The 26,021-nt window shown below is 38.2% G+C and carries 23 protein-coding genes; 11 read left to right on the top strand and 12 right to left on the bottom strand.

Annotation, left to right across the window (positions count from 1 at the left end; genetic code table 11):
* Nucleotides 1-362: 362 nt before the first annotated feature.
* Nucleotides 363-1,790 carry an aminotransferase-like domain-containing protein gene (locus tag HWV03_RS09775; protein WP_211679522.1) on the bottom strand — a complete coding sequence of 476 codons (1,428 nt, stop codon included), beginning with the start codon at nt 1,788-1,790 and terminating at the stop codon, nt 363-365.
* Between the two features lie 114 nt (nt 1,791-1,904).
* Here HWV03_RS09775 and HWV03_RS09770 point away from each other — a divergent pair, with 114 nt between their 5' ends.
* Complete coding sequence (locus tag HWV03_RS09770) at nt 1,905-2,819, top strand: EamA family transporter (RefSeq protein ID WP_211679521.1); 915 nt, start codon at nt 1,905-1,907, stop codon at nt 2,817-2,819.
* A gap of 8 nt (nt 2,820-2,827) precedes the next feature.
* On the opposite strand, the gene HWV03_RS09765 is transcribed toward HWV03_RS09770, so the two are convergent.
* The 3 genes from HWV03_RS09765 to HWV03_RS09755 all read right to left on the bottom strand — a co-directional run bounded on the left by HWV03_RS09765 (nt 2,828) and on the right by HWV03_RS09755 (nt 4,352).
* Nucleotides 2,828-3,091: a hypothetical protein gene (locus tag HWV03_RS09765; protein WP_211675196.1), complete on the bottom strand. Its 264-nt coding sequence runs from the start codon at nt 3,089-3,091 to the stop codon at nt 2,828-2,830.
* 211 nt (nt 3,092-3,302) lie between these two features.
* Entirely contained in the window at nt 3,303-3,845 is a 543-nt protein-coding gene (gene yjjX, locus HWV03_RS09760) for an inosine/xanthosine triphosphatase (protein ID WP_211680146.1), read from the bottom strand.
* A 3-nt stretch (nt 3,846-3,848) separates the two neighbouring features.
* Nucleotides 3,849-4,352, bottom strand: coding sequence for a C40 family peptidase (locus HWV03_RS09755; protein ID WP_211679520.1), 504 nt, complete (start codon nt 4,350-4,352; stop codon nt 3,849-3,851).
* A 479-nt stretch (nt 4,353-4,831) separates the two neighbouring features.
* Between HWV03_RS09755 and HWV03_RS09750 the strand changes: the two genes are divergently transcribed.
* From HWV03_RS09750 to HWV03_RS09740, 3 genes are all read left to right on the top strand, one after another.
* Complete coding sequence (locus tag HWV03_RS09750; RefSeq protein ID WP_211679519.1) at nt 4,832-6,436, top strand: wax ester/triacylglycerol synthase family O-acyltransferase; 1,605 nt, start codon at nt 4,832-4,834, stop codon at nt 6,434-6,436.
* Between the two features lie 9 nt (nt 6,437-6,445).
* Nucleotides 6,446-7,087, top strand: a complete 642-nt coding sequence (locus HWV03_RS09745; RefSeq protein ID WP_211679518.1) for a TetR/AcrR family transcriptional regulator — start codon at nt 6,446-6,448, stop codon at nt 7,085-7,087.
* Nucleotides 7,088-7,455: 368 nt separating this feature from the next.
* Nucleotides 7,456-8,664: a hypothetical protein gene (locus HWV03_RS09740; protein WP_211679517.1), complete on the top strand. Its 1,209-nt coding sequence runs from the start codon at nt 7,456-7,458 to the stop codon at nt 8,662-8,664.
* Nucleotides 8,665-8,737: 73 nt separating this feature from the next.
* On the opposite strand, the gene HWV03_RS09735 is transcribed toward HWV03_RS09740, so the two are convergent.
* The gene (locus tag HWV03_RS09735; RefSeq protein ID WP_211679516.1) at nt 8,738-8,905 is read right to left on the bottom strand and encodes a hypothetical protein; all 168 of its coding nucleotides are present in this window, start codon (nt 8,903-8,905) and stop codon (nt 8,738-8,740) included.
* Between the two features lie 348 nt (nt 8,906-9,253).
* Between HWV03_RS09735 and HWV03_RS09730 the strand changes: the two genes are divergently transcribed.
* The 4 genes from HWV03_RS09730 to HWV03_RS09715 all read left to right on the top strand — a co-directional run bounded on the left by HWV03_RS09730 (nt 9,254) and on the right by HWV03_RS09715 (nt 13,482).
* Nucleotides 9,254-9,802 carry an ECF-type riboflavin transporter substrate-binding protein gene (locus tag HWV03_RS09730; RefSeq protein WP_211679515.1) on the top strand — a complete coding sequence of 183 codons (549 nt, stop codon included), beginning with the start codon at nt 9,254-9,256 and terminating at the stop codon, nt 9,800-9,802.
* A 6-nt stretch (nt 9,803-9,808) separates the two neighbouring features.
* The gene (locus HWV03_RS09725; protein WP_211679514.1) at nt 9,809-11,503 is read left to right on the top strand and encodes an ABC transporter ATP-binding protein; all 1,695 of its coding nucleotides are present in this window, start codon (nt 9,809-9,811) and stop codon (nt 11,501-11,503) included.
* A gap of 29 nt (nt 11,504-11,532) precedes the next feature.
* Nucleotides 11,533-12,423: an energy-coupling factor transporter transmembrane component T family protein gene (locus tag HWV03_RS09720; protein ID WP_255547146.1), complete on the top strand. Its 891-nt coding sequence runs from the start codon at nt 11,533-11,535 to the stop codon at nt 12,421-12,423.
* A 231-nt stretch (nt 12,424-12,654) separates the two neighbouring features.
* Nucleotides 12,655-13,482 carry a 4'-phosphopantetheinyl transferase family protein gene (locus HWV03_RS09715; RefSeq protein WP_255547145.1) on the top strand — a complete coding sequence of 276 codons (828 nt, stop codon included), beginning with the start codon at nt 12,655-12,657 and terminating at the stop codon, nt 13,480-13,482.
* On the opposite strand, the gene HWV03_RS09710 is transcribed toward HWV03_RS09715, so the two are convergent.
* Both HWV03_RS09710 and HWV03_RS09705 read right to left on the bottom strand, forming a co-directional pair.
* Nucleotides 13,479-14,219: a carbon-nitrogen hydrolase family protein gene (locus tag HWV03_RS09710; protein WP_211679512.1), complete on the bottom strand. Its 741-nt coding sequence runs from the start codon at nt 14,217-14,219 to the stop codon at nt 13,479-13,481. The genes HWV03_RS09715 and HWV03_RS09710 overlap by 4 nt on opposite strands.
* 23 nt (nt 14,220-14,242) lie before the next feature.
* Complete coding sequence (locus HWV03_RS09705) at nt 14,243-14,479, bottom strand: DUF6500 family protein (protein ID WP_211679511.1); 237 nt, start codon at nt 14,477-14,479, stop codon at nt 14,243-14,245.
* Between the two features lie 579 nt (nt 14,480-15,058).
* Here HWV03_RS09705 and HWV03_RS09700 point away from each other — a divergent pair.
* A complete protein-coding gene (locus HWV03_RS09700; RefSeq protein ID WP_211680141.1) occupies nt 15,059-16,600 on the top strand; it encodes a wax ester/triacylglycerol synthase family O-acyltransferase in 1,542 nt (513 codons plus the stop codon).
* Nucleotides 16,601-16,679: 79 nt separating this feature from the next.
* On the opposite strand, the gene HWV03_RS09695 is transcribed toward HWV03_RS09700, so the two are convergent.
* Both HWV03_RS09695 and HWV03_RS09690 read right to left on the bottom strand, forming a co-directional pair.
* The gene (locus HWV03_RS09695; protein WP_211679510.1) at nt 16,680-16,916 is read right to left on the bottom strand and encodes a TIGR02647 family protein; all 237 of its coding nucleotides are present in this window, start codon (nt 16,914-16,916) and stop codon (nt 16,680-16,682) included.
* Nucleotides 16,917-17,100: 184 nt separating this feature from the next.
* Entirely contained in the window at nt 17,101-17,730 is a 630-nt protein-coding gene (locus HWV03_RS09690) for an SGNH/GDSL hydrolase family protein (RefSeq protein WP_211679509.1), read from the bottom strand.
* Nucleotides 17,731-17,926: 196 nt separating this feature from the next.
* On the opposite strand from HWV03_RS09690, the gene HWV03_RS09685 reads away from it, so the two are divergent.
* Nucleotides 17,927-19,210 (top strand): lipopolysaccharide biosynthesis protein, encoded by a 1,284-nt coding sequence (locus HWV03_RS09685; RefSeq protein ID WP_211679508.1) that lies wholly within the window; start codon nt 17,927-17,929, stop codon nt 19,208-19,210.
* Nucleotides 19,211-19,251: 41 nt separating this feature from the next.
* Here HWV03_RS09685 and HWV03_RS09680 read toward each other — a convergent pair whose 3' ends face one another.
* Nucleotides 19,252-19,794 (bottom strand): hydrolase, encoded by a 543-nt coding sequence (locus tag HWV03_RS09680; protein WP_211675180.1) that lies wholly within the window; start codon nt 19,792-19,794, stop codon nt 19,252-19,254.
* A gap of 420 nt (nt 19,795-20,214) precedes the next feature.
* Here HWV03_RS09680 and HWV03_RS09675 point away from each other — a divergent pair, with 420 nt between their 5' ends.
* Nucleotides 20,215-21,795, top strand: a complete 1,581-nt coding sequence (locus tag HWV03_RS09675) for a methyl-accepting chemotaxis protein (RefSeq protein WP_211679507.1) — start codon at nt 20,215-20,217, stop codon at nt 21,793-21,795.
* A gap of 44 nt (nt 21,796-21,839) precedes the next feature.
* Here HWV03_RS09675 and HWV03_RS09670 read toward each other — a convergent pair whose 3' ends face one another.
* Together HWV03_RS09670 and HWV03_RS09665 are read right to left on the bottom strand one after the other, a co-directional pair.
* Nucleotides 21,840-24,905: an efflux RND transporter permease subunit gene (locus HWV03_RS09670; protein WP_211679506.1), complete on the bottom strand. Its 3,066-nt coding sequence runs from the start codon at nt 24,903-24,905 to the stop codon at nt 21,840-21,842.
* Nucleotides 24,905-26,020: an efflux RND transporter periplasmic adaptor subunit gene (locus HWV03_RS09665; RefSeq protein WP_211679505.1), complete on the bottom strand. Its 1,116-nt coding sequence runs from the start codon at nt 26,018-26,020 to the stop codon at nt 24,905-24,907. The genes HWV03_RS09670 and HWV03_RS09665 overlap by 1 nt, the downstream gene beginning before the upstream one ends.
* Nucleotide 26,021: the final 1 nt, after the last annotated feature.

Here is a 26,021-nt window from a genome sequence, read left to right as displayed (position 1 = left end):
AATTTAAGTTAACAAATCAGTTCAGAGAGCCAGAACTGAGCTTTAGTGAATAAATACAAATAAACGATACAGGTAGTCACGTAGGATAAATGTGATTAAGATCAATTATTTAAGATGAGGCGTTTCTATATAAATTTTAATTTTTAGCGTTTGATTTTAAATGTGGAATTTAAATCTAATTACAGATTAGATTTAAAAAAAAACAATACAACCAACCACAATACCACTTTGCGGGTAGTTAAATATGGTACAATTCAAAGCTTAGAATAAATATAATAAGTGAGTTAAAATTTATTACTTATGAATAAATCCCCCCTTACTTAAGCATCAAATTACGCTCAGTTTAACAGCGACACCTATTATTAGGCTACATTAGCCCTGATAAGCCCGCACAAGAGCACCAGTTGCTCTCTCAAGGCTAACGATTGTGCTTGTTTTTCAGCACTGTCTTTCTCATTTTTAACAATCGGCCAGCCTATGTTTAATCTTAAGCAGTTTTGATAATAATCAAGCGTGGTAAATTCACTCCCAGCACGAAAAGAAATCCCTTTTTTCAACGCTTCATTTAATACGCTTTGACTATCCATATTATCGAGTTGTAACCAAATAACCATACCACCTTCGGCAACACTGATTTTAGTATTTTTGGGGAGTAATTCCCGTAGTAAACTATGGTACTGCCGTGCATGTGCCGCTAGGGTTAGCGTTAATTTTTTAAGGTGTTTTGCATAATTCCCTGTATTAATAAACTCGCATACCGTATGTTGAACGATATTATTAACACCGAAAAACTGCACACTCCGCAAGTGTAAATACGCATTAAAAAAACGCCCGGGCTCACACCATCCCAAACGATACCCTGCAGCAATCGTCTTAGATACCGAACTACACCACAATACCCAGCCAGATTTATCCCAATACTTAATTGGCAAAGGCGTAGTATTGGAATAGCTTAACTCCAGATAAATGTCATCTTCGATAACAGGCACTCGGTAATCAGCAGCAAGCTCAGCAATACGTTGTTTTTGTTGATTACTTAAACAAAACCCTTGTGGATTTATATGGTTAGCGCTAAATAAACACGCAGAAATACGCTTAGCTTTGAGTATAGATTCAAGTTGTTCTAAATCTAGCTGTGATTGATAACAAGGTATCTCAAGCACTAATCGCCCCATATTTTCAAGTAAGTTCAATAAACCATTAAAACAAGGTGATGAAATCGCGACCGTGTCCCCTGGATTAGTCGTGACTTCAATGGCACTACGCACAGCATCGATACAACCATTGGTAACAACCAAATGATCCGCCGTTAAAGGAAAGTGCTGTTGCGTAAAATGATCGGCTAATGCGGTACGTAAGCTCATGTCACCTTGATAATCAGGGTATGCAAATAGATCTGAACCAACTTTTTGGTTGGCACGTCGCAAACAGCGATTCAAAATGTCTTGAGGTAACAACTCAGCAGGCAGTTGCGCGGTATAAAATGGACCACGTAATCCTTGATCAATGAATTGACCAACTTTAGGCTTTGCAACTTGAGCGTTGAATTGAGGATATATTGGGGTATTTTGTTTATTCAAAGGCTGAGTAATAAAATAGCCAATTTGCGGCTTTGCATGCAACCAACCTAAATCGAGTAAACGCTGATAGCAATTATTCGCTGTTGTCATACTCACATTATGCAACTGGGTAAACTGCCGTAACGACGGCATTCGTTTATCGACAAGTAATATACCTTTATCAATGTCGTTAATAATATTATCTGAAATTGTAATATAACGTGCGGTCATCCTTCCCTCCCCATCAAAATTAAAACTGTACTCTAAAAAATAACAAAAACTGCATCTGTTTATTATTTGTGAAAGCAACATACTAGTCAAACAATAAAACAACGGAGTATTCATATGCACGGAAGATCAATAGCACCTATTCACTTATTCATCATTATCGCGGTAACTTGTCTATGGGGGTTCAATTTCTCCGTGATTAAAGCGGGTGTGGACAACATAGACCCCTTTATTTTAACAGGGCTACGTTTCACCTTTGCAGCATTTCCAGCGGTCTTGTTTGTTCATAAGCCGGATGTCAAGTGGCGTTATCTCGCACTCTATGGCATTACATTTGGAGTTGGCCTGTGGGGTATGATGTCTATGGCTATTTATTCAGGTTTATCGGCTGGAACAGCGAGTTTGATACTCGAGTTCAGCGTATTTATTAGCGTACTGATGGGTATCGTCTTTCTAAAAGAGCGCATTAATACGAGTTTAAAAATAGGACTCGCATTGACCTTAGTGGGGCTTATCTTTATTGCCAATATTACTGATGGTTCGGTTACCTTAATCGGTTTTGTATTTGCACTCACTGGCGCCCTAAGCATGAGCATCATTAGCTTAATGGTTAAAAAATTGAATATTAAAGATATGTTTGCTTTTGTCGCTTGGTCTTGCCTTTTTGCACCGCTGCCGTTATTTACTATGGCATATATCGTCAATGGCGTTAATCTTTATAGCGAGTTAAGCACGAAATTCAATCCAACAGCTTTTGGCTCTGTCTTGTTTCAGGCTTATCCAACAACCTTATTAGGCTATTGGGTATGGAACAAAATGCTAATTAAATACCCGCTCAGTATGATGAGTCCATTTAAACTATTAGTGCCTATTTTTGCTCTATTAGGATCGGTCATCTTTTATAACGAACAATTAGGAATAAACAAGATGATTGCCTTTTCGCTCATTATCGTCGGGATATTATTACCATTAATAACACCGTTATTAATGCCATTCATAAAACAACTACGGTTTAAAAAATTACAGTTATAATCTAACGGTTAATCAGCATTAACTGTGATTAATGCTGATTTTTCTATCTTAGCGGTACGCGTTTTAGTTCCTTCGCAATCATCACTATTACACTGCCGTGTACATGATTTAGTACAATGCACTCGTTTATTACAGCTCCATAAACAAAGCTGCCAAACTTGCCGCTTAGACTCTGGGTCTAAACAGTTGAGATCAGCCGCACAAAGATGACCCGCCTGAATCAGCTCTGCAAGTTTCGAACTCGATATACTTAAATTAACCTTAGAAGACATGATTTAATCCCTTATAAACGCGCTATAGCTCCATATATTCATAATAACCCCAATTGAGAATGATTATCAATAGCGATTATTATGTTTACTTACACTAAATTACAAAGCGTTTAAATAACAATCTAAAATGATAGCTAGATCAAAGTAAGTACGTATATAAGTGACTATTTACATAAGAATATTAGCGACACAAATCATGAACGATTAAAGATCATTGGTTATAAAGATCAGGGTATAAAAAGGGGGCCATTGCTAATGTCAGTCCTTGGGTATAATTGCTTTCGCGGGTTGCATGCCCATTCGTTAACAAACCAATCGCCCCTCCTTTGTGTTTAATGTTGACTGTCTTAAACAATTTATCCATCACTGGTCCCAATTCTTCTCCGTTTAATAATGATTGATAAATGGGTGCAGGTAATGGTAACGCAGCGCTACGTCCTACCGACTGTTGTTCTTTATTAGCAATAACAACATATGCGAATGTTGCAGGCCCATCGTCGAGTAAATCAACGCCACCTTCGATTGCAATATAAAAATCGGCATCTGCATTCTGTTTACAATATTTAACGCGGTTAATAGCCCCTTCACGTGTCTCAGAGGCATCCATGGGCTGGTCTGGGACATTCGAAGGTGCATCGATACCATCACATTCCACAATATGCTCGGGATACAGTTGAGCAATAACAGTACGTGAAGCATTTACCTTCACTGGATTTTTAGACCCAACAATAACTTTAATTAATTTCTGTTCCATCATTTATAAATCAACTCTTCTTGATTGCCAATAGTGGCGGTTCCAATATGGATTATCCAAACGAGATAAGATTACCCCACGGCTACTGGATGCATGAAAAAATTGCAAGTCATCAACCATAATACCGACGTGACGTACATTAACCCCTGTTTTAAAAAACACGAGATCACCAGTATTTAATTGCTGGCGTTTAATTGAATACCCGACTTTTACTTGTTCGGCAGTCGTACGAGGAAGATGAATAGAAAACTGCTGTTTAAAGATCAGCTTAACTAAGCCAGAGCAATCTACCCCACTCTTACTTATCCCACCCCATTGATGAGGCGTCCCATACCAATCTTTATATTGTGCGAGTAACTGACGTTGAACATAGTCGAGTTCTGGTGTTGGTCGATTAACTGCTATTGTAGGATCTGAAGGTTTTATTGCTACCTGCTGACTACAACCTGAAATTAATACCAACAACATAAAACACAATAAAGACTTAAACACTAAAACATCATCCATTACGAGCCATTTCCCCTCGCATTCTACCTTTACTCATTGTTTCAAAACAACCAACTTATAACGCAATTTATAGATCGAGTCGGTTTCCCAACTTAAACAGCTCGTCAATAGGATTCAATAAAATAATTATTAATATTTACCAGACACCTCACTATGTTACAAAGCCAGCTATGTTACCGGTAACATATGGAAGTGTTATTAACACTATCAAGCTAACCCTTTTTATATACTGCCTTCGTGGTATATCTCCAGCGAATTAAGATTTAACAAATCGCCAATTAAAAAGTAGGTGTAACACAAAAAATAGTACATTTAATACTATTTTCATATGCTTAAGATTTAAGTTAACACTTTGTCACTATTTACAAATGTAAGACAAGGGACTAACATATACCCATATAGTTATAGACAAATGAAAAAGTAGAGCTAAATATCTAAACACTCTATTTTATGGATTTACTGCATAGGGATTAGATAACATGCAAGCACTAACGCTAGTTGATATGGGTTTCTTGTACACAGAAACAGTTGCCAGTCCTAAACATGTAGCCGGATTACAAATTTTTACCGCGCCTAAAAATTACGAAGGCAACTTTACTCGAGATCTGTTCGACACCTTAATGTCGCAGGACGAAATTAAGAAACCGTTTAATTTAAAACTGAAAAAACAGCTCACTGGACAATATTACTGGAAAGAAGATGACAATATTGATCTCTCTTACCATGTACGATTTGCAATGCTACCGCAACCAGGCAATGAAAGTCAGCTGCTTCACTTTGTTGAACATCAGCATGAAACACTATTAGATAGAAATAGACCTTTATGGGAAATGATTCTGATTGATGGCTTAGAAGATAACAAATTCGCTATCTATTTAAAAGCACACCACGCGTTCACTGACGGCGCAAAAGCCAATCAACTATTAATGTCGTATTTAAGCCAAGATACTGATGCGCAAATGACAGCATTTTGGAATATTGAACTTGAGCAGAAAGAAAAACAGCTTGATAGTATGCTTTCGTCACTCACAAAAACGTCCAAGAAACTGGCAGGCCAAGTTAAGTCAATCCCATCACTGACTAAACTAACAACAAAATTGCTTTTCCAAGCCGCAAATGTGTATAAAGCGGATATGCCAACACCGTTTATGGCGCCTAAAACACCTTTCTCTGTGAGTCCCAAACGTGCGCGCCGTGCAGCTGTTTCAGCTCTGTCGTTAACACGTGTTAAACGCATAGGTAAAATGACAGGCGCAACAATCAATGATGTAGTTGTAACCATCTGTGATATGGCTATTCATAACTATCTTGAAAGCAAGAGTTTTAAACTTAAAAAACCGCTTGTTGCACAAATGCCAATGAGCTTACGTGACGCTAGCGATACCGTAACCAACAATCAAGTTGCAATCAGCTTAGTTGAATTAGCTTATCATGGTGAATCACCGCTTGAACGTTTAATGACAATTAAAGATTCGTGTATCAAATTAAAAAATGAAACACGTTTACTCACAAAAGAAGCACTAACAAGCTATACAATGGCAAGCCAAGGCCTTGCTGTCGTTAGCGAATTTTTCAATTTGGATACCGTATTACCGCCAATGGGTAATGTGCTAATTTCAAATGTTCCAGGCCCACAACATCCCCTATATATGATGGGTGCGAAAATGGATCAATGCTTCCCTATTTCGGTACTTCCACCAGGAATGTCTTTAAACATTACGTTATATAGCTACAACGGATTGATCAATGTCGGCTTAGTATCATGCCGTTCTGCGCTACCTGATCTAGCGGATCTTGCTGATTATATCAATAAAGCATTTATTGAACTTGAAAACGAAGTACTAAAAAGTGCATCAATCTCGGTTTCAGAACAAATTGCACTATTAGCAATAGCGAATGCTAACTCCGATATTAAGCAACAAAGCTTAGCTGTGATCGAACAAATATTAGCAGACGCACAAAATACTACCGATATTGAAACTCCGCCGGTAACACAGCAACCAAAAATCAGCCGTGTTGATACACCACCAACCGACATTATTTCTACTGATACAGAGACTAAAACTGTATTAGCATCAGTTTAGGAAAAAGTGATGAAAACACGCGATAGGATATTACAGTGTAGTTTAGAAATGTTCAGCCAATACGGACACGTCAAAGTGTCCACGGTTGAAATTGCCAACGCTTTAGAGATCAGCCCTGGTAATTTATATTATCATTTCAATGGCAAGGAACAATTACTCACCGAGTTGTTCTACGAATATGAAGCAGCAATCAATAAACTTATGTCATTTTATGAAGATGATGTACAAGCATTTGAAGATTACTGGGCATACTTAAATGTGTACGTCGGTTTGATTCAACAATACTCCTTCTTCTATCGTGATATGAAAGTTATTTTTGATGAAAACAAATTGCTAAAACGACGATTTATGCGTTTAGTTCATAACCATCACAGCTTTTTCTTAAAAATGCTTGTGTCATTAAATGAGAGCAGTGAAATAAAAATGACAGAAGCACAGCAAAGTTCGATGGCTGATACGATCTGTTTAATTGCGACGAACTCATTAGATACGCAGTTAGCTGAAGAAGATTACGATCTTCAAGAAATTACACAGCGTATCGTATTGCGTATTATCATGTTAGTTGAACCTTATTTTTCTCACGAATCTAAAGAAAAATATTTATACGAAGTTGAGCAAAACCCTGTTGAAGCAACAAGTTTGTTTAGCTAAGTAGCGAACCTTACAAAACCAGCTTAAATAAAAACCTAGTGATGATTAATTCACTAGGTTTTTTAGTATAAGCATTATTTATCTGCGAGATAAATCTCTCACCAAGTATCCATAATTTACAACATTTTTTATTAAAGACACCAATCAGTTACTTTCACGCAAATAACACCGCAAATAACTATATAAAATCATCATCAAAATCTTATACACTACAACCATCTTAAACGACATAACAACATGATTTAAATGGATTTAAGTTCATTGTCACAACTCTTGTTTATTGCTATTGTATATGAGCATTAGAGTAAAAACTCTCTTTGGTGCTGTTTGCTGTCAAACTAATGAATTCATTCAACAAGGACATTTCAATGAAAAATTCGATAATTAAAACCAGTTTATTAGTAGCAGCCCTATCTTTAAGTGGTTGCGATGTCACTTTCATTGCACCTGATTGGGTTAAATTTTACGACAACAGTAAAACGGAAGAAACAACAGTAGAATGGTTGTCTGCACAAGCGATCGATAGTGCCGGTAATATAATCCAAGCTGGAGAGACGATTAGAACAGGCAGTGATCGAGTTCAAAACATGCTATTAGTAAAATACGGTACATCTGGTAACACACTATGGACGGTTGAGCATGATGTGACTCACGGATTATCACGCAGTGATGAAAATATAACGGCGATGGTTGTCGATGATGAAGACAACATCTATATCACTGCAACAGCCTATCTACAAAACAATGCCCAAGGACCTCGCGCATCACTGCTCGCTAAGTTTTCTACCGATGGAAGATTAATTTGGGAACAAATAATCAGTAATGAATATGACGTTCGAGATCTTGAGCTTAAAAATAACAAACTTTATGTAACAGGGCTTAATACTCAGATCTTTAATACTGACGGTGAACAACAATTAAACATCGAACATCTAGACCAACAGGCTTGGGATATTGAACTCGATACAAATAATAATATGTATGTTTCTGGCCGTAAAGGCGTGAGTAAGTACAATGCATTAGGCCAATTAGAATGGACACAACCACAAACTGAAGACACATTTGCAGAAGCTGCAACCACTGTTTTAGCTGACGGTTCTATTATTTCGATCATCATGACTAAAGATCGCGATCTACAAATTCAATCAATTGATACTAACGGTCAACTATTGTGGCGTAATAACGTATATGGTAACCAGGACAGTTATGCGCTACCTGGCCCTGTTATTCTCCAAAAGAATGCACAAGATGAATTATTTATCGCGTTTTCAGATGCCTCAAATAGAGATCTGATTAAGATGCAAGCGAACGGCGATATTATTTGGCATGTGAGCAATCAACAAGGGGAAATTAGTGCAATTAACCTTGACGATAACGGGGGAATATTTGTTGTTGGTAATGGCAATAATGAAAAATATACTAACGATGGAGTATTAATAGCGGTTGCGAATACCGGATACGAAGTGCAGCAACGCACAGGTAATATTGTTCGTAAAGGTAACGACGTTTATGTTGGTTATAGTACTTTCATTAATAATAATTTTGATTTCTATCTTGCTAAATACACTGATAGATAACACCTAAAGAATCTTGTCGTCGATAAATAGTCAGGGATGGTTTCAAATACTGAGCCATCTCTGAAAATAGATCTTATTCAATCTTTGACATCTTAGCTACTGCGACTAATAAAATCGCCATAACGACAAACATAAGCCCAACATCGAACCAACGTTCATTCACTAAATCATTGACAAAAATAAAGGCAAAAACAATACCGACACCTTGAAAACATGTATACAAAGACTGTTTATCTTCCATTATACTATCCTACATATACCTCATCTAATCTTACAAATTCATCATAAACGGAATTCATTCAGAATTAGAGTCATACATCGTTATTACCTTCTATTATAGTCGAGGAACAGTAATTGTATGGCTTTAAAAAATGTAAAACGACATAAATAGGCTCTATTGCCATCACCTCATATACTTTAAAATCAGTTCTATAACCCATGCTTACTTTTCACATCCGCCGTATATCTACACAATAAACGATTAAAATGTTAAATAATTGAGAAAAACAACAATTATTTCCTTAATAGCCTGTATTCCTGTACAATTCGCACCTTTAATTTTTCGTATTAATTTATCCCAAGGCTTATTATGAATCTTTCAGCTAAAACGGTTGTTGTGATTGCAATTGGTGCTGCTTTATACGGCATCGGCGGACTACCTATGTTTGGTATACCAGTGTTTGCAAACACTACGCTTAAACCTGCGATGGCAGTGCTTGCTCTCTTCTCGGTATTATTTGGTCCATTTGTTGGTTTCTTAGTAGGATTTATAGGTCATTGGGTTACTGATTTATTCTCTGGCTGGGGTGTTTGGTTAACGTGGGTATTAGGCTCGGGTATTGTGGGCCTTATCATCGGATTATTCCCTAAACTGACAAAAGGTCGTTTAGAAAAAGGGCAATTCTCGATGAAAGATATGGCACTCTTTGTTGTACTTGCCTTAGTCGGTAATACCGTCGGTTATGGCGTATCAGCACTACTCGATAGCATTCTTTACGCAGAACCGTTCAGTAAAGTCATGACGCAATTAACGATCATTGCAGCAGGCAATACGATATTAATTGGTATTGTTGGCTACATTCTACTGACTGCGTTTGCAAAGCGTAAAAAACAAAGCCGTAATCTGACCGAGGATTAATCAAAAATGACTATCGAATTTTCTGACTTCTCTTTTAAATATGCTTCGCAGGAAAAAGCGACACTAAAAGGCATAAATCTAAGGATAGAGAAAGGAGAGAAAATCGTCATTATTGGTCCAAGTGGTAGTGGTAAATCAACCCTTGGGCAATGCTTAAACGGTCTGATTCCGCATGCGATAAAAGGTGACTTGTCTGGTACCTTAACCATCAATGGTACGCAGGTATCAGGGTTACGTATGCAGGATTATAGCGAGGCAGTGGGCACTGTATTACAAGATACCGACAGCCAGTTTGTCGGTTTGAGCATTGGTGAAGATATTGCATTTTCGCTTGAAAACAACATGATTTCTCAAGCGGAGATGTTGTCTATCGTGCAGAAAACCGCCGCGATGGTTGATCTTGATGAGTTACTTGATCATTCACCGTATGCATTATCAGGTGGTCAAAAACAACGTGTATCATTAGCGGGTATTTTAATTGATGATACAGACATTTTGTTATTCGACGAACCCCTTGCTAGCCTTGACCCAAAAACAGGTAAAGCCACTATCGAAATTATCGATCAGCTGCATCGAGATACTGGCAAAACCGTTATCATTATTGAGCATCGTCTCGAAGATGTACTACACCGCCATGTCGATCGCGTGATCTTAATGGAACAAGGCAAAATCATTGCCGATATGTCTCCGGACGAAATAATTGCTTCGCCGTTACTACAGGTTCATGGTATTCGTGAACCTCTCTATATCTCGGCATTAAAAGCAGCAAACTGCCCTATTCTAACGACTAATAATCCAGCTTATATTGAAAAGATGGATCTGAAACAATATCAAACGCCATTAACCAATTGGTTTCATGCGCAAGCCCCTATTGTTCACCCCCATATAAACGATACATTAATTGAAATCAATGATTTAACCTATTCTTATACTGGCGAAAAGAATGCCCTTGAAGGTATTTCGTTTAGCATAAATCGTGGTGAATTCGTTTCTATTTTAGGTAAGAACGGCTCGGGTAAATCAACCATCACCAAACTGATTATGGGCGTTATCGCACCAGATACCGGTAGTATTAAGCTTAATGGTGAAAATATTGCTGACTTATCTATCTTTGAGCGGGCTCAAAAGATTGGCGTTGTGATGCAAAATCCAAATCACATGATCTCTAATCATATGATTTTTGACGAAGTGGCGTTTGGTCTACGTAACCGTGGCCATGACGAAGCATTTGTTGAAGAAAAAGTATTATACGTACTGGGTTTATGCGGCTTAATTAAATACCGTCACTGGCCAATTGAAGCACTTAGCTATGGTCAGAAAAAACGCGTAACCATTGCCTCTATCTTAGCATTAGAACCTGAATTACTTATTTTAGACGAACCAACCGCAGGACAAGATCATCGTAACTACACATCGATGCTGTCATTTATTAAGACACTAAACAAAACGCTGGGTATTACTGTTCTTATCATCTCTCACGATATGCACTTAGTGTTAGAATACACCACGCGTTCGATTGTTATTGCAGAAAGCAAATTAATTGCCAATGCCCCGGTTTCTCAAGTGTTCAGCGACCCTGCGCTACTTGACCGTGCCAACTTAAAAGTAACGAGCCTGTATACCCTTGCAAATGCTGTTGGTATCAAAAATACAGATAGTTTTATGCAGCAATTTATCAAATCTGAAGTGACGCCTTCATAATGACGCGCAACACAAATAATAAAAACAATATGAATAAAAACACGATTAAGAATACTTTTCCTAACAACAAAAGTAGCATCAATAAAACTAAAAAAATCGATTTTGGTATTAACTATGTAAATACCAATTCAGCCCTACATCGGCTTAATGGTGTCACTAAGTTCGTCTTGTTTTTAGCTTGGGTAACAGTGGTGTTAACAACCTTTGATTTACGCCTTATTCTCGCGCTAATCATTACAGGTTGTACCTTGCTTAAATTAACTAAGGTGCCTTTTCCGGTTTACAAACCTTTGCTCATTGCCACGGCAAGTGTGCTCACTATGAACGCATTGTTTATGTTCTTATTAGCACCACAGCAAGGCGTTGAATATATAGGTTCAAGTACCGTTTTGTTGTCGCTCTGGGGAAATTACTCCCTGACACAAGAAACCTTGTATTACCTGCTGACGGTAACGCTGAAGTATTTCAGTATGTTCCCAATTGCGTTGGTATTTGTCTTTACTACACATCCGACTGAGTTTGCTGCAAGTTTAAACCGCCTTGGTGTACCGTATAAAATTGCCTATGCAGTAAGCTTAACATTACGCTATTTACCTGATGTGAAGAATGATTTTGTTAACATCATGCATGCACAGCAGGCACGTGGCGTGGATTTATCAAAGAATGTATCTGTACTGTCGCGTATTAAAAATGTGGCCAAGATCTTAGGGCCATTAATTTTCTCAAGCCTAGATCGCGCAGACGAGATTTCGAATGCAATGACACTACGTGGCTTTGGTCATAATAAAATGCGTACGTGGTACAGCTTAAAACCAATGTCTAAACAAGATTACATTGTGATGGGGTTAATTACCTTGGTAGTAACGTTAGCGATTATCAAACGTGTTATGGCAACAGAATTGTTCTGGTATCCATTCTAACGGTACTTTTTCTAGGTACTTTTTATAAACGAATACGAGCTAAAAGCTGTTGATGGCTTTTAGCTCTATTCTCTCTATCTTCCCTGTACTCATGCCTTAATGCATCCACCAATACGAAAAATATTGCCAACATTGGGAGTAGCACAAAATCAAGGTTGATTTATGTTCATTATATATATCATGATAAGATAGCTAAATTAGCTTACACCTCGTCACTCAATGGAATAAATAGTGCTTTCAACAGATCAACTAACATTAGCTACGAATGAAATTCATCTGTGGTCGGTAGACCCGAAAAGAATCCAACAACCTGAATTATTACGTGCTTATAGTCACCTGTTAGCACCAGAAGAAACAACAAAACAGCAACGATTTCGTTTTGAAAAAGATCGCCACAGTGCATTAATAACCCGCGCTTTTGTCCGTGATTTGTTATCACGTTATGCTGATGTGCCACCCGCAGACTGGAAATTTGTCAAAGGTGAAAAAGATAAGCCCGAGATTGTTAACCCACCCCTGCCATTACGTTTTAATATCAGCCACACCGACAATATGATCATTTGCGCGGTAATGCTTAATGACGATATTGGTTGTGATGTAGAAAATACCAGCCGAACAAGTGATGTATTAAGTATTGCGAAGCACTCATTCTCTCAAGTTGAGGTCGAGGATTTACTCACCCAACCAATAGCGCAGCAAGCGAGTCGTTTTTTTGATTATTGGACATTAAAAGAATCTTACATCAAAGCGTGGGGGTTAGGTTTGTCGATCCCGTTGAAAGACTTTAGTTTCAGCCTGCCGGAAAACTACCAGGAGAAAAACATCAGCTGTATTGAAAACATTAAATTAAGCTTTGCAGCTCACCGTATTGACGATGCGAATACCTGGCGCAGTTGGTTGTTTTATCCCAACAACATTCACCGCGTCGCACTGTCAGTTCGCGCGACTTATAACAATCAAGATACAGATTATAAAATGCGTTTTTTTAATTCAATACCACTCATTAAAACGACTGAAACGACAAGCTTTAGCCCTGATGTGAACACTATGATGGATTAAAGGTTAATGACTTGGCCTATCCAGTCGTTATCCTTCCGTTCAGCAATGACAAGTGCATTTTGAGTTTCATCAGCACAAATGAGTTGACCTGACTTTGTCCAAATCGCACTCTTGCCTACTGGATCCCAATTACCGGTAGGTCTATTATGATTAGCCATTGCTACGAGCATATTGAACTCCCGAGCATAGCTGCTCATCAACTGAGTATCGGCGTCATAACCCCCCGCCGTGATTAACACACTTGCCATATATACATCAGCACCGAGTTCTGCACACCCTTTAGCATGTTCAATATGATTAGTATCAGCACAAATAGCATTAGCGACCATTATATTACTCAGTTGAAAGCTATGTCGCTTATCGCCAACTGAAAAATACGTCTCTTCACCGGAGTGTAAATTCATTTTGGCGTAGCTTTCTACTCGTCCTGTTGGATAAATAATAGCTAAACCAATATGTGGCAGTCCTGTCGTTAACAGCGGTAGACCAACCCCTATTGTTATCTTGTTTAGTTTTGCAATATCAATGAGTCGTTGAAGGCGCTTATCGTCAACAGTAAAAGCAAGATTGGAGGCACATTCAGGCAGGTAACCTGTCAGTGATAACTCAGGAAAAACAATATATGAAACACCTACAGATGCAGCTTTTTCAATAGCATTCATATGAACAGCTATATTTTCCGCTACATTACCGTCAACCGAAGCGATTTGCGCAACAGCCACTTTTATATTTTTCATTAATCTTCCTTTAGAGGTTAAAACTAAGTATTACAGCTAATGCTATACTCCGATTCCACCAGCGCTTTTATTTTCACCGCTTTCTCAAAGTGATCCAATTTATGCGTCATGATCCACCATTGTGCAGCTTCCATTAATAACGCTGGTTCATCATTCTTATTCGCGAAGAACGCATAAAATGAGAGGCCAACATTCGTCCCTTTTTTTTCTATTTTATTTTCACAAACGGCGATTATTTTATTTCTTAATATTTCTCTCATATACCCTAGTGATATCCATAAATAATGAAATAAACAATACCACATCTGTTTAATAATAATCCCAGCTTACTACTCAAAGGGGTTAAAAACGTCACTATCTCAATAAATTATAAATATTTATACAATTGATTAATACTTCAATTTTTTAGTTCTTTAATAAATAATCAAAGAATTTACATCATTTTATCAAAATCCTTCAATAGCATTAAAATCTAGCTATCAACAAAGTTACCGATAACAATGTAATCGTCAACGAATATATATAGTTCATTATGCCAATCAACCTTCAGCAATAACAAAAAAACTGCTACAAACATTCAATCATGAATCTAAAAAACACATTAAAACATTAACAATCAAAAAGTTAAAAACAATTAAAGTACTATAATAAATCGTGAAAATATTTCATTTGCGTAAATTTATGTCACAATGATGTATCTCTTTGTGAGTACTCATGTACTATACATATAACTTTAACATCCGTGACAGCAAGTCATAACATCACAATGTGATGATATGTGCGGTACGACTTAATCGGGCGCAATCTATCAATTACATTAGGAACATTAGAAAATGACTATGCAAGCACTCTCGTTAGTTGATATGGGATTTTTATACACAGAAACGGTGACTAGCCCAAAACACGTAGCAGGATTACAAATATTCTCAACACCAAAAAATTACCCAGGCAACTTTAGTCGAGACCTATTCGATAACTTAATGTCTCAGCAAGAGATTAAAAAACCATTTAACCAAAAACTAAAAAAACAAATCACGGGTCAATATTTCTGGCAAAAAGATAACGACATCGATCTGTCATATCATGTACGTTTCGCGATGCTGCCACAACCTGGTAATGAAGATCAGTTACTCAGTTTTGTTGAGCACCAACATGAAACATTACTCGATCGTAGTCGTCCATTATGGGAAATGATTTTAATTGACGGCTTAACAGATAACAAATTTGCGATCTACGTTAAAGTGCACCATGCATTCACTGATGGTGCTAAAGCAAATCAACTAATCATGGCTTATTTGAGCAAAAATCCAGAATCACCAATGACCGCCTTTTGGGCTATTGATCACCCACAAAAAGCAAGAACAGAAAAAAGTGCATTGTCACTGCTATCTGATACTTCGAAACTTGTAACCAGCCATGTGAAATCAATTCCATCATTAACTAAACTCACCACAAAACTACTTTTTCAAGCTGCAAGTATGTACAAAGCAGATATGCCGACACCTTTTATGGCACCTAAAACACTATTTTCAGTTAGTCCAAAACGTGCACGTCGTGCGGCAATGACATCACTGTCACTCTCACGAGTTAAAACACTTGGCCGCATAACTGGTGCCACAATTAATGATGTTGTTGTGACTGTTTGTGATATGGCTATCCATAACTACCTAAAAACACGTAACGTAGTACTTAAAAAACCATTAGTAGCGCAAATGCCAATTAGTTTACGTGATGCTTCAGACAAGGTGTCTAACAACCAAGTAGCGATTAGTTTAGTCGAATTAGCTTATGCCGGTGAGTATCCACTTGAACGTTTGATGACAGTCAAAGAGTCATGCGTCAGATTGAAAAATGAAACGAGACTATTAACCAAAGAAGCATTAACGAGTTACACATTAGCAAGCCAAGGCCTAGCCGCTGCGAGTGAACTATTGCACTTGGATACAATATTACCGCCAATGGGCAATGTACTCATATCTAATGTGCCAGGACCAAGCACACCGTTATATATGAAGGGTGCTAAAATGGATAAGTGCTTTCCAATTTCAGTACTACCACCGGGCATGTCTCTGAACATTACGCTATATAGTTACAACGGCTCTATTCATGTTGGTCTTGTTGCTTGTCGCTCTGCGTTACCTGACTTAACAGAACTCGCTACCTACATCGATGATGCTTTTACAGTACTTGAAAATGAAGTGTTAGTCAGTGCCATTGAGACGGTGTCAGATCATATCTATTTATTATCATCGTCACAACATAGTGACGATATAAAAAAAGAAAGCGTTGACATTATTAGTAATATGGTCAACAACACATCGATATTAAGCCCTCGACCGGACGTTGATATTGAAGACTCTCGGTTATGTGAAACAGCTTAGATCAGTAGGAAAATAGAAAAATTGCAGTTAGTAACCTATATAACAGCGGCTAACTGCTTTAGATAATAGCATTATTGATTTAGCTTAAAGGTGCTAAAACTCGGTGTAGATGATCTGCTATTTCAATACCGCTATCGGTTAAATACCCACCGTCGTCTCGTGTAATAAGCCCTTTTTCAAAAAGTGATTTCGCAGCACTAATAACAGAGGGGCCAGCTTCATTATGAACCTTAATACCTTCTAAATAAGATTTTGTTGGGAATTTAGCCAGTAATTTCATTTCTTCAAACAGTGTATCAGAATAATTGTTAGTCATAATTGCTCGCTTTCTTAAATAGGAGAAGTTTCATCTTAGGAGCTTCAAAGAATATTGCAAAATTAATAATAGAGTTAATAGGGGTAGATCAAAAAAAAACTAAGAAAACGAACACTCAAGGGCCAATAGGTCAGTATTTATGCACCCATGTGTATTACATAAACACTTTATGCCTATTTAATGCTTAAATATTGAGATTAGATAACAACGACGAGCTTATTACTTGATATAGCAACTCATGTCCCGCGTTATTTGGGTGTAATCCATCGGCCGCTAAATAGGTTTCTTTACGATCATTGAATGGCGTGTAAACATCAATCAAATCGACACTATACTTCACCGACAAAACCAACAATGCTTGGTTATAACGACAAATGGTTTCATCATGGCGAATACGGTTATTTATATTCGGAATACCATCAAGCAGGGCTGAAATTGGCGTGACATTAATCAGAACAACATTAGCTCCCTTCTCAATTGAAAACTCAATACAGCAGCGTAAGTTGTCAATATACGTTTCAATATCAACAAGGTAGTTACCGTCTTGCTTAGCGAGATCATTAGCGCCATACCCAAACAGCACGGTATCCTGTTTATCTACGGCTTGCCGGGTCAAAAACTCATGTTGAAAACGTTGGATTAAACCATTTGTCGTTTCACCACTAATGCCCATGTTAAAGACACTTACCTTATCTTTACCCGTTTCCATAAATTGTTTAATTAAACGCGTTTTAATTCGGTCTGCCCAACCACCATACACAGCATCACTTTCGCCACGTGTAATACTATCACCAAAACAAATTATACTCGCCATATACCCTAGCTCCGAAAATATTCATAAATAAACTATTGAAAGTAAACTACTACATATCTCAAAAAGTTAACAGCATAACCTAGCCTGTAGTCAATGCATGACCAAAATGCAATTGCGAATGATTTTCAATTGCGATACAATCATTGGCTACCGTCACTTCCGAGTGCTTACATAAATTAATTCGCGAATAGCTGCCATGGAAAATACATCATTAAACCGCGTTAAAAATGCTTTTACCCAAGGCATTTGGGTTACATTAATTAGCATTGCTATCGGCTTTAGCTTTAAGGTTTGGCTGGCACACTGGATCCCAAAAGATGACCTAGCCCTCTTTCATAGTGTCGTTGATATCATTTCTTTATCGCTAATATTAATGACTGGATTTCGCTCATCCATGGTAGTGACTTATTCACAAACTCAAAATGACCGCGATATTATTAACATCTTCCGATATAGTTTAATCACCATGGTATTGATCACCTGGGGTTTGGTTATTCCTTATATTAAACATCAACTGCATATTGAAGTAAGTTATTACCAATTAGTTGGTATCATATTTGGCATGGGGCTAAAAGTATATTTCACCAATCTTATTGCTATGTATCGACTATATAATATTTCCAATAAGGTAGTATGGCTAGAGCCCCTAACCAATGTGATCATGTTCTTCACTTGTTATTATCTACTTGGCCTAGACGCCCTTATTTCCCTCTTTTCAGGATTAACCTTATCATCACTCGCGATTGTTGTTTATATGTTTAAACATCGTCGTAAGGATATTTCTACACGCCCATTATCGAGTGTACATCTTAATCCCAAGTTACTCAGCTTTGTAAAAAAGAGTTTTACCGCATCTTTAGAAGCGGGCGCAAGTATTTTAATGATATACATAACCGTACTGCTCACCATTCGTCATTTTAGTATTGACGAACTCGGTGATTTCCAAGTTGTTGTACGACCGGTATTTACCTATCTAACATTACTGTTTGTTTTTCCTATTTATCGTTTTGTATTACCCGAATTAGCGGTTTGTGTGCGCAATGGTGACCATCAACAAATTAAGCTTATTCGTAATTGGATATTTAAGATATCAGCCCTTGTAAGTGGCAGCTTTTTCGCGATTATGCTGCTGTTTGGCAATACGTTAGTTTTAACGATTTTCCCAGCAGAATATGACGGAGCCATCCCTGTCCTATTACATTTTTCGATGTTTTTCATCTTCCTTATGCTTAATGCTTATCAACTATGTTACATAAAAGCACATGGCCGTTTCATACAGAGTCTGTGTATTCGCATCAGTGGTATCGTCACTTTGGTCGTTTCGTTCGAGCTATTCAATCAGTTTACTGACAACGTAGTAGCCATTATTGTGGCACTTTGTTGTGGCTACTTGATGATGTTCATTCTATCCAGTGCTGTTGAACGACAAATACTGAAAAGTTATAACATCACGATTTACCGCCAGCCAAGTCTCAACTAAACACCCGTAACCAACACGATAACCGCCCTATTACGCTATGTTTATTTAACTAATTTACTGATCTCTTTAAAGATTGGGTTTTTAGCATTCTTTGTCAGTTCAAATAGAATTGATTCATACGTTGTTGGTATAACACCTGCCTGAATTAATCGTTCAATCGCCATTTTAGAATCCAATTTAGAACGAGAGCTCACACAGTCTGTTACAAGAACAGGCTGTAACCCCTCAGCAAGTAAATCTAAACACGTTTGAAGCACACAAACATGCGTCTCGATTCCTGCAACGATTACCACTTTTTTATCCGTATTTTTAATCGCTGCCAACGTATCTTCATTACCACAGCACGAAAAGGATGTTTTTTCGAAATGAGGTGCCGATTCAACTAATGTTTGTAACGCAGGGATGGTATCACCGAGACCTTTCTTATACTGCTCATTAATAATCAAAGGCACATTATTAAGTTGTAACCCTTTAATTAACGTAACTAGATTTTTTTCCACAGTTTCTTTATTTTTCATGTGTGGAAAAAGCCTTTCCTGAACATCAACTAAACAAAATACGGTATCTTGTACATTGATTCTCATATTATTCCCCTCAATAATTTTTAAGTGTTTCCATTCAATTTCATTTAAAGAATAAAAGCTCCTGTCGTTAAAGTCGAGCGACGTCATTATAAAACAATGGGTATCTCACTCGATTTTTTATATCTGCGATCTGTAGACTAAGCCAATGTAAATACCAAAGCGTCCGAAACAAGAAACTAAGATTGTAAAAATAGACAAAACGAAGAATTTAACATCCTAAATATGAAATTCAACATTAAATAAATTAAATTAATCAGCGATAAATAATTGATAATAAAATAAAAATAAATATTAATTATATTACCCCACAAATACACAACTAAGATACCTAATTAAATGCTATCTTAACTCTTTCCCTTATATTACATAATCTTACATTAACTTACACCAGCTTACACTGAGTGTAGTATGGAGAGAGCGATGGCAGTATCAGTAGTGGCAACAACAAAGCAGTACAACAATGAAGTCGATTACTCAGAATCAGTAAACCTTATTTCAACAACCGATCCGCACAGTAACATCACGCACACAAATCAACATTTTGCTGATGTTGCTGGCTACACAACGGATGAGATGTACAAACAACCGCATAATTTAGTCCGTCATCCAGATATGCCCAAACAAGCCTTTGAACAACTATGGCAATATATCGGCACAGGCAAAAGCTGGATGGGATTAGTAAAAAACAGCTGTAAAAATGGTAGTCATTACTGGGTATCCGCTTTTGTCACACCAATTAAAGACGCACAAGATAAAGTAATAGAATATCAATCAGTTCGCAGTAAACCTGATCGGGAATCAGTAAACAGAGCGTCAAAGCTTTATCAAGCAATGCAAAAAGGTAAGGTACCCTCACTTTTTGACCTACGTTGGAAACAAAATACAATGTTGCTTGCCCTCGCAGGTCTCAGTCTGTTGCTTTTAGCTGCACAATTATTTAATTCATGTATCACATTGTTAACGACAGCGACACTAGCAGCTGTCTTATGCTCATTTTTAATAATCTGGTACACACAAAGCAGAATTAAACATTTAACTAAACTAGCTAAGGATGCATACGATAACCCGTTAATGGAATATGTTTATACGGGTAAGAAAGATGACTTTTCAACAATAGAATTAGCCTTAAAAATGCGTCAATCAGAGCTACGAGCTATTGTAGGCAGAGTAAGTGAAACATCGACCGATATTCTAAAATCAGCTGAAAATGAGCTTAGCCAAACCCAGCAAATACAGACAAACCTGAGCCAACAACATGAGGCGACAGAACAGGTCAGTGTTGCGATGGAACAAATGTCATTATCTGTTCGTAATATATCAGAAAGTGCCGTACAAGCATCATCATTGACTTCTGAAGCACAGGAGATGTCAACTGAAGGGCAGCAAAGTGTTGAAACAACGATCAATTCAGTTCATTCATTACACCAGGAATTAGATAATTCAAAGCGAGTCATCAATGTGTTATCAGAAGACTGCCTACAAATAGAAACGATTCTAGATGTTATTGGTGCTATCGCAGATCAAACCAACTTATTAGCCTTAAACGCTGCGATTGAAGCAGCACGTGCAGGTGATCAAGGTCGTGGTTTTGCAGTCGTTGCAGATGAAGTGCGTTCCTTAGCTAAAAAAACGCAGGAATCAACAGGTGAGATCCAGCAAATGATAAGGAAACTACAGCAATCAGCTAATCAAGCAGTTAATTCCGTTGATCATGGCGTAGAACTATCACGCCAATGTAACGATCAAGCCGCTGAAACTGGTGAACATTTGGCTAAAATTAATAATAAACTAAGATTAGTCACAGATAGCAGTCACCAGATAGCTTCCGCTGTAGAAGAACAAGCGAGTGTTAGTGATGAGATTTCACGTAATGTTGAGCATATTGGTCAACTAAGTGCAGCAACTTCAATAACCAGTAATGAATCTGTTCAAAGTACTCATGAGTTAGTTAATAGATTAGAAGCAATGCAACGCTTAATTAGTCAATTTCAAAAATACTAAAAAAAAGGAGCCTATAATGGCTCCTCCTTCATTTTCTCATCACGCTATTTTTCTATTATTTGTAATCTATGGAACATACTATATAACACAGGTACAACAATCAGTGTCAGTACAGTAGCAAACCCTAAACCAAACATGATAGTGACAGCCATAGGTTTGAAGAACACATCGGGTAATAACGGGATCATACCTAATACCGTTGTGATTGCCGCCATACAAACAGGACGAACACGGCTAACAGCTGCATCAACAACCGCTTGATATTTTTCTTTACCAGTGTGGATCTCGATCTCAATTTGATCAAGCAATACAATACCATTCTTAACCAGCATACCTGACAGACTCAAGAAGCCCAACAGTGCCATAAAACCAAACGGTGTATTTAGCGCGAGTAGCCCTGTTGTTACACCAATAATAGCTAAAGGTACGGTTGCCCATACAATCACCGCATTTCTCACATTATTAAATAAGAAGACCGTAATTAAGAACATGAACAAATAGCCCATAGGCATCGTTTGGAATAATGATGCTTGCGCTTTCGAAGACGATTCATATTCACCACCCCACTCGAGTGAATAACCCGGAGGGAAATCGAGACCTTCGACTAACGGTTGAATACGTTTTTGCAACGTTGCTGCAGTTTCATCACCTAAGGGATCGGGATCAGCAAATATGGTCAACATACGTTTACGGTTTTTACGCACGACAATCGGATCTTCCCAACGAATATTAACCGCTAATACCACTTGTTGTAGTGGCACATAACCTTTCAATACAGGACTCCAGATCTTCATACCTTCAATCGTACTGATATCCACACGTTCTTTTTCAGGTAATCGAGCAATAATGGGTAACAGGTTTGTACCGTCACGATAAATACCAACGGTAAGACCAGAAAATGCCATTTGCAATAAATCGTCAACGTCTGATTTAGTAATACCATACCGACGAGCCTGACTTTCGTTAAATACAGGCTCAATCACTTTAGTACGTTCACGCCAATCATGACGCACGTTAAATGCCCCTGGATCGGCACGCATAATATCAGTTGCTTGCTGTGCTAAGCCACGTAATACCGTTGGATCTGACCCGACTAAACGCGCTTCAATTTTCGAACCAGATGAAGGCCCTAACTCAATACGTTTTAGTTTATATTCAATATCAGGGTGTTGTGAGTCAAGTTGCTCACTCACTTTACGTAACATTGGCATGACATCGTCATAGTCTTCAACACGGATAATTAACTCACCGTACGCTGCATAGCTTTTCTCTGGTGCATAGGTCAACATAAATCGCTGAGAACCTTTACCCGTGCTTGAAGATACATGTGATACACCCGCATTGGCCCTCACCATCACTTCTAATTCACGTAGCTTTTCATTGGTAGCACGAATATCAGTACCTTCCGGTAGCCAAACATCAATCATAAACATTGGTGTTGTTGACGAAGGGAAAAATGATTGCTTTAACTGCGTAAAACCATACAAACTTGCCGCTAACATTAAGATTAATGCGAATACTGTTGTCCACGCATTTTTCATGCATGCTTCTAATGCGCGTTTATAAACAACAAAGACAACCCCTTTATACGGGTCATTTTCTTCACTTTCGGCATCAACTTTAATACCTTTAAAGAACATATCGGCAAAAAATGGCGTCAGTGATATGGCCGTAAACCAACTTAGCATCAACGAGATAAGTAACACACTAAATAACGTTTGGGTATATTCACCCGTTGAATCTTGTGATAAACCAATAGGAGCAAATGCAGTGACAGCAATAACCGTTGCACCTAATAAAGGCCATTTAGTCTGCGTGACAATGTCGGTTGCCGCCTGCAAACGCGTCCGGCCTTTTTGTACCCCAATTAAAATACCTTCTACCACGACGATGGCGTTGTCCACCAGCATACCTAATGCAATCACCAATCCACCAAGTGAAATACGCTGTAGATCAATTGCCATCATATTCATGAATACAAACGTACCCAAAACGGTAAGCAATAAAATTAACCCAATTAAAACACCAGCTCGAATCCCCATGAATAAAAGTAAAACAATGATAACAATACCTATCGCTTGACCTAAGCTGATAATGAAGCCTTTTACTGACTTATCAACTTCATCGGGTTGGCTATATACAATATCTATATCGATACCAATCGGTTGTTGCTCTTTAAGCTCTGCGAGACGTTGATAAACCCCTTTGCCCATTTCGACAACATTAACACCAGAAATAAATGACACGCCCACATTCAATGCGACTTTGCCATTAAAAGTCACTAAGTTATCGGGAACTTCTTTGAAACCACGCTTAATCGTTGCTACGTCACGTAGATAAATCAGCCCCTGTGCACCATTTTCTGTAATAATTAAATCGCCTAGCGAGTCAACATCGGAAAACTCGCCCGTTGGGTGAATACGGATGTATTCAGTACCCATCCTTACCGCACCAGCACTGGATACCAAGTTTTGCGCTGCCAGCGTATTGTAAATAGTCGTAGGAGAAATACCCAAACTACTTAAACGTTGCATCGACATTTCAATAAAGACCTGCTCTTGCTGCACACCAGATACAGATACTTTACCAACACCATCGACCAACTCGATTTCTCGGCGTAAATAGTCTACATAGTCATTCAGTTCTTTGTAAGAATAACCATCACCCGTTATCGCCAACAAAATACCGTAGACATCACCGAAGTCATCAATCACTGACGGTTCAGCCACACCAGGCGGTAAACGGGGTTTTATATCATTCACTTTCCGACGTAACTCATCCCAAATTTGTGGTAAATCATCCGGACCATAATTATTCTTCATCGTCACGGTAATTTGTGACAAACCGCGGCTCGAAATAGAGTTTACCTCATCAACATATGTTAATTGCTGAATTGCTTTTTCAAGCGGATAAGTGACCTCTTCTTCAACTTGTAATGGCGTAGCACCCGGGTAAGATGTCACGACCATCGCATCTTTAATTGTAAATGCAGGATCTTCTAATCGACCTAGTCCGAAAAAGGCCATCGTACCGCCAATTAAGAAGATAAGCGTGATCATCCAGCTGATCACTTTATTTTTAATAAAATAGGCGGCGATATCTTGTTTCATTATTGTCCTGCCTCTTCAGTATCCGTTGAATTATTTATTGAGTCATCGAAAATTTTGATCGATTGACCTTCACGTAAACGGTTGCCACCAGCAACCACAATTTTCTCGCCGACTGATAAACCCGAGCTTAAACGAACACCGTCATTGACCACTTTCCCCGTCACAATTTGACGCTTGCTCACTGTATTATCATTGCCCACAACCCAAACAAATTTTTGCGTTAAATTCAAATCATCGCCATCTTCATTTAAAATAGCTTCAAGCGGAATATACGGTTCATTGGTCTTATAAATATTTAGCTTTTGAGCATCAGCCCGTACTTCAACAGCCATCCCATCAAGAATAAATCTATCTTTAGGCATTGGCATCGTCAGTGTAACGACAAATGAGCCCACTTTAGGATCGGGTTCTGTAGTGAACTCTTTTAAATGCGCATCATACTCTGTTCCATCAGCCGTAATGATCTTAGCGCCAGGTCTAGAGGCTTCAACTTGTACTGCTGAACTTTTCGAATAAATAATGTCCGGTGCTTGTAATTGAATATCGACCGTCGTGATGCTATGAATATTCATCACCTGCTGACCCACTTGCACATTTTCAAACTGCTGAATTGGTACATGTGAAATAACACCTGCAAACGGCGCTCTCAACGCCGTAAAACTTAAATTTAACTTGGCTATATCCAGCCTTGCTTTCGCAATACGACGCTGCGCTTTAAGCTCATCAAATTGAGACGGCGCAATATAACCTTGATCAACCAGCTTTGCCGAACGACGATATTGGCTATCTGTAATCGCGTATTCTGCTTTTGCGTCATCAACTTCTAAGCGGTAATAAGTAGGATCAATTTGAGCAAGTATTTGCCCCTGAGTCACTCGATCACCGGGACGAACCGTCACAGATGTAACTTCGCCTTGCAATCGGAAAGACAAACTTGATTTATCCGCCGCAACCGCAACCGCAGGAAACGATAACTTCGCCGTTTCTTCCGCTAATTTCACGGTATCGACTTTAACTAACTGCACTTTTTGTCTTGGTTCAACAATTAGTTTTTCACAACCTTGTAATATTGTCATCGCACTAAGCGCAATAATAATAGAGGGAAGTTTTTTCATG

The organism is Moritella sp. 36 (assembly GCF_018219415.1).
In the GTDB taxonomy this organism is placed as follows: Bacteria; Pseudomonadota; Gammaproteobacteria; order Enterobacterales; family Moritellaceae; genus Moritella.
The sequence above is the reverse complement of the archived record's forward strand: the minus strand, read 5'-3'. Positions and strand labels throughout refer to the sequence as shown.

Bases quoted from the DNA above. Each gene is read 5' to 3' on its own strand.
- HWV03_RS09680 (WP_211675180.1), bottom strand. From the start codon at position 19,794: ATGAGAATCAATGTACAAGATACCGTATTTTGTTTAGTTGATGTTCAG.
- HWV03_RS09720 (WP_255547146.1), top strand. From the start codon at position 11,533: ATGAATAAAAACACGATTAAGAATACTTTTCCTAACAACAAAAGTAGC.
- HWV03_RS09765 (WP_211675196.1), bottom strand. From the start codon at position 3,091: ATGTCTTCTAAGGTTAATTTAAGTATATCGAGTTCGAAACTTGCAGAG.
- HWV03_RS09705 (WP_211679511.1), bottom strand. From the start codon at position 14,479: ATGAGAGAAATATTAAGAAATAAAATAATCGCCGTTTGTGAAAATAAA.
- HWV03_RS09675 (WP_211679507.1), top strand. From the start codon at position 20,215: ATGGCAGTATCAGTAGTGGCAACAACAAAGCAGTACAACAATGAAGTC.
- HWV03_RS09775 (WP_211679522.1), bottom strand. From the start codon at position 1,790: ATGACCGCACGTTATATTACAATTTCAGATAATATTATTAACGACATT.
- HWV03_RS09730 (WP_211679515.1), top strand. From the start codon at position 9,254: ATGAATCTTTCAGCTAAAACGGTTGTTGTGATTGCAATTGGTGCTGCT.
- HWV03_RS09735 (WP_211679516.1), bottom strand. From the start codon at position 8,905: ATGGAAGATAAACAGTCTTTGTATACATGTTTTCAAGGTGTCGGTATT.
- HWV03_RS09685 (WP_211679508.1), top strand. From the start codon at position 17,927: ATGGAAAATACATCATTAAACCGCGTTAAAAATGCTTTTACCCAAGGC.
- HWV03_RS09665 (WP_211679505.1), bottom strand. From the start codon at position 26,020: ATGAAAAAACTTCCCTCTATTATTATTGCGCTTAGTGCGATGACAATA.
- HWV03_RS09770 (WP_211679521.1), top strand. From the start codon at position 1,905: ATGCACGGAAGATCAATAGCACCTATTCACTTATTCATCATTATCGCG.
- HWV03_RS09745 (WP_211679518.1), top strand. From the start codon at position 6,446: ATGAAAACACGCGATAGGATATTACAGTGTAGTTTAGAAATGTTCAGC.
- HWV03_RS09725 (WP_211679514.1), top strand. From the start codon at position 9,809: ATGACTATCGAATTTTCTGACTTCTCTTTTAAATATGCTTCGCAGGAA.
- HWV03_RS09670 (WP_211679506.1), bottom strand. From the start codon at position 24,905: ATGAAACAAGATATCGCCGCCTATTTTATTAAAAATAAAGTGATCAGC.
- HWV03_RS09750 (WP_211679519.1), top strand. From the start codon at position 4,832: ATGCAAGCACTAACGCTAGTTGATATGGGTTTCTTGTACACAGAAACA.
- HWV03_RS09695 (WP_211679510.1), bottom strand. From the start codon at position 16,916: ATGACTAACAATTATTCTGATACACTGTTTGAAGAAATGAAATTACTG.
- HWV03_RS09740 (WP_211679517.1), top strand. From the start codon at position 7,456: ATGAAAAATTCGATAATTAAAACCAGTTTATTAGTAGCAGCCCTATCT.
- HWV03_RS09710 (WP_211679512.1), bottom strand. From the start codon at position 14,219: ATGAAAAATATAAAAGTGGCTGTTGCGCAAATCGCTTCGGTTGACGGT.
- HWV03_RS09755 (WP_211679520.1), bottom strand. From the start codon at position 4,352: ATGGATGATGTTTTAGTGTTTAAGTCTTTATTGTGTTTTATGTTGTTG.
- HWV03_RS09700 (WP_211680141.1), top strand. From the start codon at position 15,059: ATGCAAGCACTCTCGTTAGTTGATATGGGATTTTTATACACAGAAACG.
- HWV03_RS09690 (WP_211679509.1), bottom strand. From the start codon at position 17,730: ATGGCGAGTATAATTTGTTTTGGTGATAGTATTACACGTGGCGAAAGT.
- yjjX (WP_211680146.1), bottom strand. From the start codon at position 3,845: ATGGAACAGAAATTAATTAAAGTTATTGTTGGGTCTAAAAATCCAGTG.